The organism is Pseudomonas sp. NY8896 (genome assembly GCF_039634505.1).
In genome coordinates, this window is record NZ_CP132350.1 from 1,904,894 (window position 1) to 1,918,643 (window position 13,750).

Here is a 13,750-nt window from a genome sequence, read left to right on the forward strand (position 1 = left end):
CTCAGCCGAGGCCGTATTTTTTCACTTTGTCGAATAGCGTGGTCTTGGCCATGCCCAGCTCTTGGCTGGCCTGGCTCAGGTTGCCGCCGGTGCGTTGCAGCGCATCGCTGAGCAGGTTGCGTTCGAATGCTTCCACCGCCTCGGCAAAGCCCAGGCCTTGGCTGGCACCACCACTGGGGCCTTTCTTGAACGCTGGCAGGCCGAGGGCGTAGCGTTCGGCCACGTTGCGCAACTCGCGCACGTTGCCCGGCCAGTCATGGGCCATCAGACGCGATAGTGTCTGGCTGTCCAGTGTCGGTGTTTCCCGGTCGAAGCGCAGGGCCGACTGCTGCAGGAAGTGTTCGAACAATTGCAGGATGTCCTCACGGCGTTCACGCAGCGGAGGCAGTTCGAGGGTTACCACGTTCAGCCGGTAGTACAGGTCGCTGCGGAACTGGCCACTCTGGCCCAGGGTATCGAGGTCGGCTTTGGTCGCCGCGATCACCCGGCAGTCCACCGGGATGCTCTGGTTCGAGCCCAGTCGCTCCAGGGTGCGCTCCTGCAGCACGCGCAGCAGCTTGATCTGCAGGTTGATCGGCATGCTTTCCACTTCATCGAGGAACAGCGTACCGCCATTGGCATGTTCGATCTTGCCGATGCGGCGTTTGCCGGCACCGGTGAAGGCGTTGGCCTCGTGGCCGAAAATCTCGCTTTCGAACAGGTTTTCCGGCAGGCCGCCACAGTTCAGCGCCACGAACGGCTGACCCTGGCGGCGGCTGAAGTCGTGCAGGCAACGCGCGACCAGCTCTTTGCCGGTGCCGGTTTCACCTTCGATCAGTACGTTGGCTGAAGTATCGGCAACGTTGGCGATCAATTCGCGCAAGTGCTCCATGGCCGGCGAGCGGCCAATGATGCGCCCCTCCAGGCTGCTCTGTTCGGCCAGTTGGCGGCGCAGGGCCACTACTTCGCGCGACAGCCCACGTTGCTCCAATGCGCGGCGCACCACGTCGACCAGCCGCTCGGGGGAGAACGGTTTTTCCATGAAGTCGTAGGCACCGTTGCGCATGGCGCCGACGGCCATGTCGATATCGCCATGGCCGGTAATCAGCACCACCGGCAGGCTGCGGTCACGGGCCTTGAGGCGATTGAGCAACTCCAGGCCATCGATGCCCGGCAGGCGGATATCGCTGACGACAATGCCGGCGAAATCGTCGCCGATGCGCTCCAGTGCCTGTTCGGCGCTGCCCACGCCTTCGCAGGCGATGTCCTCGAGGGCCAGTGCCTGTTGGCAGCCGAGCAGCACATGCGGGTCGTCTTCGACGATCAGGACGGTAAGTGGCGCTTGGTTCATGGATGCTCTGCCGATTCGCTAGGGGGAGAAACCAGGGGCAGGGCCAGGACGAAGGCCGTGCCGCCGGTGGCGGGGTGCTCGACGTTCAGGCTGCCCTTGGCGGCGGCGGCAAGGCTCGCCGACAGGGTCAGGCCCAGGCCCAGGCCATGTTCGCCCGGTTTGGTGGTGAAGAAAGGTTCGAACAGGTGCTTGCGCGCCTCGGCGTCGATACCGTGGCCGTTGTCGCGCACCTGCAAACGGTACTTGTCGCCTTGCAGCTCGCCTTCGAGCCACAGCTCGGGGAGCGGTTGTGCGGCCATGGCATCGAGGGCGTTGCCGATCAGGTTGACCAGAATCTGCTCCAGGCGAGTTTGGTCGATGGCCAGTTGCTGGTCCTCGAACTGGTGGTGCAGTTGCAGGTGGCAGGCGCTGATGCGGTTGGCCAGCACCTGCAAGGTAGCCTCCACCGCCTTGGCCAGTGAAGCCTGGCCGCTGTCGTCGCCGCGCCGGGCGAACGAGCGCAGGCTGGCGGTGATGCGGCCCATGCGGTCGATCAGGTCGTTCATGGTGCGCAGGTTGGCACTGGCGGTTTCCAGCGCCCCGCGTTCGAGGAAGCGCACGGTATTGCCAGACAAGGTGCGCAGCGCCGCCAGTGGCTGATTCAGCTCGTGGGCAATGCTGGTGGACATTTGCCCGATGGCGGCCAGTTTGCCTGCCTGCACCAGCTCATCCTGGGCGTGGCGCAAGGTCTGCTCGGCATGCCGGCGCTCGCGAATCTGCCCTTTCAGGCGTTCGTTGCTGGCGCGCAGGTCGGCGGTGCGTTCGGCAATTCGCCGCTCCAGTTGGCTGTTGGCTTCTTCCAGCGCCTCGCGGGCTGCCAGGCGGGTGGCGATCACTTTGCGCCGCTCGTTCCAGGCGATGCCGAGGATCGCCAGCAAGGCGAAGGCCACGCCCACCAGTATGCCCTGCACCATGGACTCGCGACGCAGGTCTTGCAGCGGGGTCAGCAGGGTGAAATGCCAGGGCGTGTCGGCCAGCCGCCGGGTCTGTGCCAGGTAGGCGACTTCGTGCGGCTTGCCCTGGGCGGTTTCGCTATTGGCCGGGAAGGTCAGTTTTTCCACGCCATCGGCCAGGGTTTCCCGGGCCAGTGGCTGCAACTCGTTCAGCGGCCACCAGTAGTACTGCAGGCTGCGCGCCAGCCGTTCCTTGATTTGCGGGGTCAGCGGGCGCACCGATTTCAAGCGCCGGGCTGGGTCGCTGGAGAGGATGATGATGCCGTTCTCGTCGCTGACGAACGCCTCCAGGCGGGCACGTTGCCAGCGTTCTTCGAGGGTGTCCAGGCGCACCTTGATCACTGCCACGCCAATGATCTTGCCGTGTTCTTCCAGGCCATGGGCCAGATAGTAGCCGGCTTCGCCAGTGGTACTGCCGATGCCGTAGAAGCGCCCTGGCTCGCCGCGCACAGCGGTCTGGAAGTAGGCGCGGAATGACAGGTCTTCACCCAGGAACGAGTCGGCATCACGCCAGTTGCTGGTCGCCTGTACCCGGCCGTTGGTGTCGAGGACGAAGATGGCCCGGCTGCGGCTGCGCCGGTTCAGGCCCTCAAGGTATTCGTTGACCGTCTGGCGCGAGCCGCCATCCGGGTCGGTGAGCAGGTGCGAGACACTGTCTTCCAGCTCCAGCAGGCTCGGCAGGTAGGTGTACTTGCTGATCTCGCTTTCGACCGTGCGCGCGTGCAGCTCCAATTGGCGTTCGCCGTTTTCGCTGAGCGTGCGGATGCCGTTGTTTTCGCTTATCAGGTAGCCGGCCAGGCCCAGGCCGACCATCAGCAGGATGATCAGGGGCGGCAACAGCAATTGACGAATCAGGCGGGAATTCACGGCAGGCTTGGCAGGGAGCAGTAGCGAGGGGTCGCATTTCATCACAGTGGCCTTGTCACGACCAGCATCCGCTGCCCGGTGGGTCCCGTGGCAGCGAACGCTGTGGCCGAATCAGTGCTGCAGGATCTTGCTGAGGAAGTGCTGGGTGCGCTGGTCGCGGGCGCTTTGGTCACCGAAGAACTCTTCCTTGGTGCAGTCTTCGATGATGCTGCCCTTGTCCATGAAGATGACCCGGTTGGCGACCTTGCGGGCAAAGCCCATTTCGTGGGTCACGCACATCATGGTCATGCCTTCGTGGGCCAGTTGCACCATCACGTCCAAGACCTCGCTGACCATTTCCGGGTCCAGTGCCGAGGTGGGTTCGTCGAACAGCATGACGATCGGGTCCATGGCCAGGGCGCGGGCGATTGCAACGCGCTGCTGCTGGCCGCCGGAGAGCTGGCCTGGGTGCTTCTTGGCATGGGCGCTGAGGCCTACACGGTCGAGCAGGGCCAGGCCCTTCTTGGTGGCTTCAGCCTCGCTGCGGCCCAGGACCTTGCGCTGGGCGATGGTCAGGTTCTCGGTGATGGTCAGGTGCGGGAACAGCTCGAAGTGCTGGAACACCATGCCAACGCGCGAGCGCAGCTTGGGCAGGTTGGTCTTCGGGTCGGCGATCGAGGTGCCATCGACCACGATATCGCCCTTCTGGAACGGCTCCAGCGCGTTGACGCACTTGATCAAGGTGGACTTGCCCGAGCCCGACGGGCCGCAGACCACCACCACTTCACCTTTCTTGACCTCGGTGCTGCAGTCGGTCAGTACCTGGAAGTCGCCGTACCACTTGTTGACGTTCTTGATGGAAATCATACGGTGATCCTTTTTTGCAGGCGCTTGACCAGCCACGAAGCGGAGAAGCTGATGATGAAGTAGACGACGCCGGCGAAGATCAGGAACTCATGTGAGCGCCCGATGATGTCGCCGTTGGAACGTGCCGAGTTGAGGAAGTCCACCAGGCCCACGGTGTAGACCAGCGAGGTGTCCTGGAACAGGATGATGCTCTGCTGCAGCAGCAGTGGGGTCATCTTGCGGAACGCCTGGGGCAGGATGATCAGGCGCATGGTCTGCGCGTAGTTCATGCCCAGCGCTTGCGCGGCGCCCATCTGGCCCTTGGAGATCGACTGCACGCCGGCACGGACGATTTCGCAGAAGTACGCGGCCTCGAACATCATGAAAGCGACCACGCAGGAGGTGAACGCGCCGACCGGCGTGTCTTCGCCGGTAATCCAGCGCAGCACGAACGGCACGGCCAGGTAGAACCAGGTGATCACCAGCAGCAGCGGGATCGAGCGGAAGTAGTTGACGTACGCACCTGCCAGACGTGACAGCAGTTTGCTCGAGGACAGGCGCATCAGTGCCAGGATGGTGCCCAGTGCGATACCGCCGACAACACCCATGACCATCAGCTGCAGGGTCATGACCATGCCGTCCCACAGGGCAGGCAGGGCAGGGATGATTTCGCTGAAATCCATATCCATTTACTTGCCCCCCACGGAGATCAGGCCGGGCACGGCGACTTTTTTCTCGACCATGCGCATGAGCAGCATCAGGCCCATGTTCAGGGTGAAGTAGATCAGCGTGGCCAAGGTGAACGCCTCGAACAGGTTGGCGGAGAATTCGGCGGTTTGCTTGGTCTGCGCCAGCAGTTCCATCAGGCCGATCAGCGACGCCACCGAGGAGTTCTTGAAGACGTTGAGAAACTCGGAGGTGAGCGGCGGAATGATGATGCGGTAAGCCTGCGGCAGCAGCACGTTGTTGTAGATCTGCGGGAGGCTGAAGCCCATGGCGCGGGCAGCGGCTTCCTGGCCTTTGGGTAGCGCCTGAATACCGGTACGTACTTGCTCGCAGACACGGGCTGCGGTGAACAGGCCCAGGCAGATGACCACGCTGATCAGTGCCGAGGTGGTCGGGTTGAGGTCCTGCTTGAACCACTCCTGCAAGCCTTCGGGCAGCAAGTCTGGTACCAGGAAGTACCAGATGAACAGCTGCACCAGCAGTGGCACGTTGCGGAACAGTTCCACATAGGCGGTGGCGATGCCCGATACCAGGCGGTTCGGCACGGTACGCATGACACCGAGGACCGACCCCAGCAGCAGCGCGATGATCCAGGCGGTGATGGCGATGGCGATGGTCCAGCCCAGGCCGGTGATGTACCAGTCCAGATAGGTTTCGCTGCCCACGCCGGTGGACTTGAAGAACACGCCCCAGTCCCAGTTGTAATTCATCGGGATTTCCCCTCAGACGGTTGTTTCACGGGCACCTTCGAGCATCCAAGGGCGGCACGCGCCCTCGGATGAAAGGTTAGACACTAATGAGTGGCCTGCAGGATTGATTCGTGCGCTTGAGCACCAGGCCACTAATTGCTGAGGATCAGGACTTCTTCTCGTCCGCGGCCTTGTCGGTTGGCTCGGCGATCAGTTTTTTCAGCTCGTCGCTCATCTGGAACTGCAGGTTCAGGCCTTTTGGCGGGATCGGCTGCATGAACCACTTCTCGTAGCTCTTGTTGACTTCGCCCGACTTGAAGTAACCGACAATGGCGTCATCCACCGCTTTCTTGAAGGCTGCGTCTTCCTTGCGCACCATGCAGCCGTAGATTTCATACGACTGTGGGGTGCCGGTAATGACCCAGTCCGACGGTTTGCGCGCCTTGGCCATTTCGCCGGCGAGCAGGGCGTCGTCCATCATGAAGGCCACGGCGCGGCCGCTTTCGAGCATGTTGAAGGCTTCACCGTGGTCCTTGGCGGAAATCACGTTCATCTTCATCTGCTTGTCGGCGTTCATCGCCTTGAGGATGCGTTCGGAGGTGGTGCCGGCGGTGGTCACCACGTTTTTGCCAGCCAGGTCCGGGAAGTCTTTGTATGCAGGCTGACCGTCCTTGACCTTGGTCAACAGGCGGGTACCGACTTCGAAGATACCGACCGAGAAGCCGACTTGCTGCTGGCGCTCGACGTTGTTGGTGGTGGAGCCGCACTCGAGGTCGACGGTGCCATTCTGCACCAGTGGGATGCGGGTCTGGGAGGTGACCAGGTTGTACTTGACCTTGATGTCGGTCCCCAGTTGCTTCTTCAGGGCATCGACGACAGCCAGTTGGATGTCATGCGAATAACCCACGGGCTCGGGCTTGCCGGCCAGGTAGGAAAACGGGATGGAGGAGTCGCGGTGGCCCAGGGTGATGGTGCCCGAATCCTTGATCTTCTTCAGGGTGCCGGTCAGCTCCTCGGCCATGGCCGGCGAAGCGATCACAGCGGCCGCAATGGCGGCGCCCAGCAATTGACGAACGATACGCATCAAATTTTCCTCGACGTGTTTGTTTTTTTTATGGAGCCGTTGGCGGACTCTTTCGTTCAACGAATACAGAAAGAAGCGTTTGCACTCGGCTACCAAGTGTAGAGCATGAGTCGTGCCAAGCCCTGATTTCGATCATAACGTCCCGCAGAACCTGGCAATCAATAGTTTAGCGGTGGTCATGTAACAGAATTTGCGTCCGAATCCCCGAATGAATGGGTATGCAGTTGTTCGGTAATCCGAACGAATCGACGGGGCGCAAGCTGCGTACTATTTAATTAACACCGGATGACGGCTTCTTTCAGCTTTCTTGTCTGCTTCTCAAAATAGAGAGGCAGTCCATGAGCGATTTCCCCAGGCACGACCTGCCACCCGACTCGGTAGAGGCACTGATCGCCAGGCAGTTGCCCGATTGGTTCAAGCAGGCGCCAGCCGATGCGCTGAAGGAGCTCAACCTTGCTTTGAGCCGCCAGCAGCAAAGTGTCGACCAGTTGGATCGGTTGTTGAGCGCTATTCCTTGCTTGGCCAAATTTGCCGCTCCGCGCCTCGAAGTGGCCTTGCACAAGGAGCACAACCGCCATATCGATGTGCGCTCGACGCAGCTGTGCACTGTGGAGCGCAGGTTCTATCCGAGCAGTTTCCCTATGCCACCTTCGGTACGGACGGTGCGCACGAACGCGGTGCCGTTGCTGGCTGCAGCGATGCACAATTTCGCTGAGGATGAAATCGTGGCCAGGCCGGTTGTCCGCCGGCAGGTGGAGTCGGCGTCAGGCGCCGTGATGCCCATTTCGTTCGTGTCGTTCGCCAAGCTCTGCCGTAAGTTGGACCTGGGCGGCCACTACCAAGGGTTGTTGCGAGAGCATCTGTTACCCGCTGACGAGGCGGGCGGCACGCCGGGCCATGCTCGGCGTGCTGTCGAGGTTGTGTTTGAAGAGGCGCAGCGCACGGCATTGGATGCGGCGGTGCGCATCGCTTTTTTGAAAGCAGACATCGATGAGCGCAGCTACCTGCAGATGCTGAGGGTTGTCGCGCCCACGCCGATCGTACCAGCCGACACCACAGTGCTTACCTGCAGGCAACTGTTCTTGCTTGGCAAATGCATCCAGGGTGTGGTGGTGGTCGAGTGCCGTGAACATGGCGGTGGCGCCCCTTCGGGGCTGATCGTCTGGATACCGGACGACGCTGCTCGACCCGTTCGTCAGCATGCTTCCTGGGCCGCGCTCTACCAGGATTTAGGGCTGCGCTTGCGCGAAACACGGTTTGCCAAGTTTTTCATGCGGTTCATTGGCGAGCGCGAGCGTATGGCTTTCAGCGCCGTGCTTGAACGCCTTCAGGCCCAGACCGCGAAAGGAGCCGCACTGGCACTCGACGGTCGTCATTTTCCTTTGGACAAACCGCTGTTCGCTCATCTGCGGGCCCAGCGCATTGACAAGATTTTCGACGATGCCAGGGTGTTGGCGGTGCCTACCGGAGACGAAGATGCCGCCGCTCGCCGCCGGCGGCTCGCCGGCTATGAAAATGCCGGCTTGACTCTGCTAGGCCTGGCCGGATTGTTCGTACCCGTACTGGGCGAGGTGATGTTGGGGATTGCTGCGCTTCAGATTGCCGACGAGGTCTACGAAGGCTATCAGGATTGGCAGCTCGGAGACCGTGAGGCTGCCTTGGGGCATGTGTTTGCGGTCGCGGAAAACCTGGCGGTGGGTGCGGCGGTGGGCGTCGCGGCGGCGCAGGTGCGAGCGTTGGTCCCAGTGATGCTCGATAGCGGGCAATTGAAACTCTGCTCCTCTGACATGGCGGCATACCGGGTGGAGCAACCTCCCGGCTTGTCCATGGCGCAAAGTGAGGGGCACCTGGGGCGTTCTCAAGTGCAGTTTCACGAAGGCACTTATCAGATGGCGCGCTCGCAGGATGGCAAGGACTTGGTAATTCGTCACCCGAAGCGCGAGCAGGCATATCGACCGTTACTCGAACGCAACGGCAGCGGCGGCTGGCGCCATGCGCTGGAGCGGCCTCAGGAATGGACGGGAGAGCTGCAACTTCTACGTCGGCTGGCCGCGGACTTTTTTGACATGACAGCGGAACAGGCGACCGCCGTGCTGGATTGCACGGGCTTTGACGAGGCACAGCTTCGTCAACTGCATGTTGAGCACGCGCCAGCGCCTGCACGGTTGCGGGATGCATTCGATCGCCATCGGCTGCACACCCTGCATCCAGCCATTCAGGCCGATGCATTGGAGTTGCTGGTGGCTGCCGCCCAAGAGGCCGAGGAAGTGGAAGACGCATTGATGCGGCGTTCATTTCCGGGGCTTACCGTTCGCGGCGCGAAAGAGATACGCAAGCAGGTCGACAATCAAGTGCTCGAACGATTGCGTTCTACCGGGCGAGTTCCATTGGCCATGGCTGAGCGTATCCGCTGGTTCCTGCATGACAGCCGGTTGGATCGCGCCTGCGCCGGTTTTCGTCAACGACAGGCGGTCAATGGTGATACTGAAAAGCTGGCCATCGGTTTGGTCCATGAGCTCGCGCCCTGGCCAGAAGCGTTGCGCGTCGAGCTTCGCGTGGGCTCGGCACAGGGCACTTTGCTGGGACAAGCAGGTGCAGACTCGGCAACAGAGGTGATGTGCATCGTGCGAGAAGAGCAGGCCTATCGCATCCATGACCTGACGGTTGATCCTCGCCCCGTAGCCGCACCTACCGACAGCCTGATGCACGCGCTTCTGTTGTGCATGAGTGACGAGCAGAAAGTCGCCCTCGGCGGTCCACTGCTGAACGAACAGCAACTGGTCGAACGGCTGGCGGGGCACGCCCGTATGCACCGCGACCTCGCATCAAGGCTAATAGGCCAGGTGCCTATTTCCGGTGGTGTGCGTCCTCCTGTGCGGTTTGCCGATGGCCGGCTCGGCTACCCACTCAGTGGCCGGGGAGAAAGCCGTGGCCAAGCTGCCAGGCGCGGCATTTCGCAGATCTTTCCAACGCTCGACGACGCGCAACTGCAGCAGTACATGCTCAGCCTGGTTACCGAGCGGGTTGACCCGTGGTCACACTACCAAGCGCTGTTTCAGCAATGGCGTGCCTTGCGTGAGGCCCTGGCGGGTTGGCGAGCCGGGTATGCAAACATGCTGGACCTTCTAAGGCGCAGCCGGGTGAGCAACGCGATCCGGCGTTGCTGGCGCCGCAAGCTTAGACGCCGGGGGGATGGCAGTTATGCGCTGGAAATCAGCGGCGAACGCGTGGGTAGCCTGCCTGAGCTGCCTGCGGGTATCAGCTTCGGGCATGTTACTCGCTTGGCGTTGCGTAACATGGATCTAGAGAGCATCGACGCTGACTTTTTACGGCGCTTCCCGCAGTTGAGGCAGCTTGATCTGCGCAATAACCGACTGGTATCGGTACCACCGGGTATAGAGCATTTGACCGAACTTCGCCTGTTGCGTCTGGATAACAACCAGATCGTGATGACCCCGGCGGACAGCCGACGCCTTAATGCGTTGCTCAATCTGGAAAGGATAGAGCTCAATTACAACCCGTTGGGCAATGCTCCGCAGGTAAGGCGGTTATTGAACGTGCGCCAGTTGGGGTTGCGAGCGGCAAATATTGAACAGTTGCCCGCAGGCATTGAGCAATTGCCTTGGCGCGGTATCGCCGACTTGCGTGACAACCGTATTCGGCAAGTCAATCGCGACCTTGTGGGCCTGCGCGCCCGCTTGCAGCAAATGGCGCTGCACGATAATCCACTGGATGAAGCCAGTGAGGCATTGCTGGAGGAACAACCGGGGCCTTCGAGTGCTGCGCGGCACACGGTTCAACACAACCCTGCCTACCGTCATCATGGGGATCTGCAGGCCGAGCAGGCAGAGTGGCTCGTCGGCGCGACTGGCCCGTTGCGCACAGAGCGCGAGGCGTTGTGGAGCAACCTGCGCAGCGAGGTAGGCTCGAATGACTTCTTCAACTTTTTGCGTGATTTCGCACGCGGTCCGGATTATCGGAAATACCCCGCGTACTACCGGGCGAGGGCCTGGGGCATCATCGAGGCATGCGAGCAGAACAGCGAGTTGCGCGAGTTGTTGTTCGAGCAGGCAGGCGGGCGGGCCACCTGTGAGGACAGGCTGCTGTGGCTGTTCAGCCAGATGGAAACGCGTGTGCTGGTTCATCGACAGACGGCGGGCCTCGCCCAGGGGCAGAGTGAAGCAGCTTTGATGAGGCTTGGGCGTTCGCTGTATCGCTTGCAACAGGTGGACAGGATCGCCGCACGCAAACTGGTGTGGCTCAGGGAGGTGAACGCGAATCATCCGAGAAACCTGGAGCGAATCGATGACATCGAAACCTACCTGGCGTACCGGGTCAGGCTGGCCGGGCTTCTGCAGTTGCCAGCGCAACCGCTGCGTATGCACTATGAGCTGGATGCTTTCGTGACCGTGGAAGACATCAATATCGCCAGGGCTGAAGTGCTGTCTTTGGAGTCCACCGAGCAACTGGCGCAATCGTTGGCTGAACAGGAGTTCTGGCAGCATTACCTGCGGGAGAGATACGTTGAGCGATTCAGAGCCTTGGTAGATGCTCATCGCCAAACGTTGGAAACGTACGAATCACAAGTTGAGACCGGCGCGCTCGATGAGCAGACGTACCTGGACCGGTGCAATGAGTTGAAGCGGCTCCTGGAAACGCAAGAAAGCGCCCTTATCAAGCGTTTGACTGTAGAAGCCTATGCACGTTGGCCTCTGTAGCGCAAAGAGGCCTGACGCAGGGCAGCGCCTTTGGCGAAGCCCTGCGACTACGTGGTATCAGGCAGCCTGGACGCCCTGGCGATCGTTCAGGTATTGCTTCAAGGTTTGCTGCTCTGCTGCTGTGGTGAAAAGGCCCAGCTTGGTACGCCGCCACAGAATATCGTCGGCCGTCAGCGCCCATTCTTCGTTGCGCAGGTAATCCACCTCGCGTGTGAACAAGCCACCGCCGATTGCCTGGCCGAGGTCCACCGGCCCTTGAACACCGTCCAGCAGTTGCCATGCGCGGCTGCCGTATGTGGTAGCCCAACGTTTGGCAATGTCCATGGGTAACCAGTGATGGCGTGCCAGCAACGCATCGACCAGCGCCTGTGCGTCGGTCATGTTCTCGCCGCCCGGTAGCGGGCTTTCAGCCGTCCAGCTGCCGCGCATCTCGGTGAAGAATGGCTTGAGCTCGCCCATTGCCGATTCTGCCAGCTTGCGATAGGTGGTGAGCTTGCCACCGAATACCGACAGTAACGGTGCCTGGCCATCGCCTGCGGACAGCGCAAGGGTGTAGTCGCGGGTCACGGCCGAAGGGTTGTCCGATTCGTCGTTGCACAGCGGGCGAACGCCGGAGTAAGTGTGCAGGATATCGGCACGGCTGATCTGATGGTTGAAATGCTGGTTCACCACCTTGAGCAGGTAATCCGTTTCTCCCTCGGTGATTTTCACTTGAGCAGGGTCGCCACTGTATTCGCGGTCGGTGGTGCCGATCAGGGTGAAACGTTCCAGATAGGGGATGCAAAAAACAATGCGCTGGTCTTCGTTCTGCAGGATGTAGGCATGTTCGCCCTCGTACAGGCGCGGAACGATGATGTGGCTGCCCTGGATCAGGCGAATGCCATAAGGCGCATCGAGCTTGAGGTCGTCCTTGATGAAGCTGGCGACCCATGGGCCGGCGGCGTTGACCAGGGCGCGGGCGCGAAGGGTCTGCAGGCTGCCGTCGGCGTGCTGCAGTTCAACCTGCCACAGGCCATCGACGCGCTCGGCGCGCAGGCAGCGGGTGCGCGTGTGGATGTGCGCACCGTGCTCACGGGCGGCCATGGCATTGAGCACCACCAGGCGGGCGTCATCCACGGCACAGTCGGCGTATTCGAAACCGCGGCTGATCGCTGGCTTGAGCGGGTATCCCGGGCCAAAGCGCAGGCTGCGCGAAGCGCCCAGGCGCTTGCGCTTGCCCAGGTGGTCATACAGGAACAGGCCAGCACGAATCATCCACGCAGGGCGCAGGTGCGGGCGATGTGGCAACACGAAGCGCATCGGCTTGACGATGTGCGGTGCCTTGGCCAGCAGTACTTCACGCTCGGCCAGTGCTTCGCGCACCAGGCGAAACTCGTAGTGTTCCAGGTAGCGCAGGCCACCGTGGATCAACTTGCTGCTGGCCGACGAGGTGTGCTGGGCCAGGTCGTCCTTTTCGCAGAGGAACACCTTGAGGCCGCGCCCAGCGGCGTCGGCAGCGATGCCCACGCCATTGATACCACCACCGATCACAGCGAGGTCATAGCAGTCGGCGAGTGGGGGCTGGGACGAAACGGGCTGGGACACGGGCAAGGCCTCCTGAGGCTGTTCACATCGAATATGAACATTTATGTTCGTTTCCGAAAATACTAACGCAACAGAAAGCCCGTCGCCAGTCAGTCTCTATAGAAAAAACTGATCAGATGACAATAAAGTGAACATTTACGAAAATTGCGGGCCGCTTGGCAGCCCGCTTCGGCTCAAACCACTTCGAGGCGGATCTTGTACTGGTTGAGCAACTGAGTGAGGGCGGGGGTTGGCGCCTGGTCGGTCACCAGGCAATCGACCAGGCTGATCGAACCCAGGCGCACCATGGCGTTGCGCCCGAACTTGCTGGAGTCGGCGGCAAGGATCACTTGCCTGGCATTGGCGATGATCGCCTGGGATACCCGCACTTCCTGATAGTCGAAATCGAGTAGGCTGCCATCTTCGTCGATGCCACTGATGCCCACCAGGGCGAAGTCGACCTTGAACTGGTTGATGAAGTCGACGCTGGCCTGGCCAACCACGCCACCATCACGGCGCACCGTGCCACCCGCCACCAGCACTTCGAAATCGTCCTTGGCGGCCAGAATTGCAGCCACATGCAGGTTGTTGGTGATGACTTTCAGGTGGTTGTGGTTGAGCAGTGCCCGGGCAATCGATTCGGTGGTGGTACCGATGTTGATGAACAGCGAGGCGTGGTCGGGAATCTGCCGAGCCACGGCATCGGCTATGCGCTGCTTTTCGTCGCGCATCTGGTCGGCACGCATGGCGTAGGCAGTGTTCTCGATGCTCGAGTCGTAGGCCGCGCCACCGTGGTAGCGACGTAGCAGATTGAGCTCGGCCAGCTGGTTGATATCACGGCGAATGGTTTGCGGTGTCACGACGAACAGCTGCGCCATTTCTTCGATACTGACGTAACCGCGATCGCGCACCAGTTCGAGGATTTGTTGTTGGCGAGGGGGCAGATTCATGGGCGG

The 13,750-nt window shown here is 61.2% G+C and carries 9 protein-coding genes; 1 reads left to right on the forward strand and 8 read right to left on the reverse strand.

Annotation, left to right across the window (positions count from 1 at the left end; all coding sequences use genetic code 11):
* Position 1: 1 nt before the first annotated feature.
* From Q9451_RS08535 to Q9451_RS08560, 6 genes are all read right to left on the reverse strand, one after another.
* Positions 2 to 1,279, reverse strand: a complete 1,278-nt coding sequence (locus tag Q9451_RS08535) for a sigma-54 dependent transcriptional regulator (RefSeq protein ID WP_231118586.1) — start codon at positions 1,277 to 1,279, stop codon at positions 2 to 4.
* Positions 1,280 to 1,326: 47 nt separating this feature from the next.
* Positions 1,327 to 3,231 carry an ATP-binding protein gene (locus Q9451_RS08540; protein WP_012273900.1) on the reverse strand — a complete coding sequence of 635 codons (1,905 nt, stop codon included), beginning with the start codon at positions 3,229 to 3,231 and terminating at the stop codon, positions 1,327 to 1,329.
* A 69-nt stretch (positions 3,232 to 3,300) separates the two neighbouring features.
* Positions 3,301 to 4,035 (reverse strand): amino acid ABC transporter ATP-binding protein, encoded by a 735-nt coding sequence (locus tag Q9451_RS08545; protein ID WP_012273899.1) that lies wholly within the window; start codon positions 4,033 to 4,035, stop codon positions 3,301 to 3,303.
* Positions 4,032 to 4,703 (reverse strand): ABC transporter permease subunit, encoded by a 672-nt coding sequence (locus tag Q9451_RS08550; protein ID WP_012273898.1) that lies wholly within the window; start codon positions 4,701 to 4,703, stop codon positions 4,032 to 4,034. The genes Q9451_RS08545 and Q9451_RS08550 overlap by 4 nt, the downstream gene beginning before the upstream one ends.
* The gene (locus Q9451_RS08555; protein WP_012051388.1) at positions 4,704 to 5,450 is read right to left on the reverse strand and encodes an amino acid ABC transporter permease; all 747 of its coding nucleotides are present in this window, start codon (positions 5,448 to 5,450) and stop codon (positions 4,704 to 4,706) included.
* Between the two features lie 145 nt (positions 5,451 to 5,595).
* Complete coding sequence (locus tag Q9451_RS08560; protein WP_012273897.1) at positions 5,596 to 6,513, reverse strand: glutamate/aspartate ABC transporter substrate-binding protein; 918 nt, start codon at positions 6,511 to 6,513, stop codon at positions 5,596 to 5,598.
* 338 nt (positions 6,514 to 6,851) lie between these two features.
* Between Q9451_RS08560 and Q9451_RS08565 the strand changes: the two genes are divergently transcribed.
* Positions 6,852 to 11,231 carry an NEL-type E3 ubiquitin ligase domain-containing protein gene (locus Q9451_RS08565; RefSeq protein ID WP_071984653.1) on the forward strand — a complete coding sequence of 1,460 codons (4,380 nt, stop codon included), beginning with the start codon at positions 6,852 to 6,854 and terminating at the stop codon, positions 11,229 to 11,231.
* Positions 11,232 to 11,288: 57 nt separating this feature from the next.
* Here the strand turns inward: Q9451_RS08565 and glpD are convergent, their stop codons facing one another.
* Together glpD and glpR are read right to left on the reverse strand one after the other, a co-directional pair.
* A complete protein-coding gene (gene glpD / locus Q9451_RS08570; protein WP_012273895.1) occupies positions 11,289 to 12,815 on the reverse strand; it encodes a glycerol-3-phosphate dehydrogenase in 1,527 nt (508 codons plus the stop codon).
* Positions 12,816 to 12,988: 173 nt separating this feature from the next.
* Positions 12,989 to 13,744, reverse strand: coding sequence for a DNA-binding transcriptional repressor GlpR (gene glpR, locus Q9451_RS08575; protein ID WP_012273894.1), 756 nt, complete (start codon positions 13,742 to 13,744; stop codon positions 12,989 to 12,991).
* Positions 13,745 to 13,750: the final 6 nt, after the last annotated feature.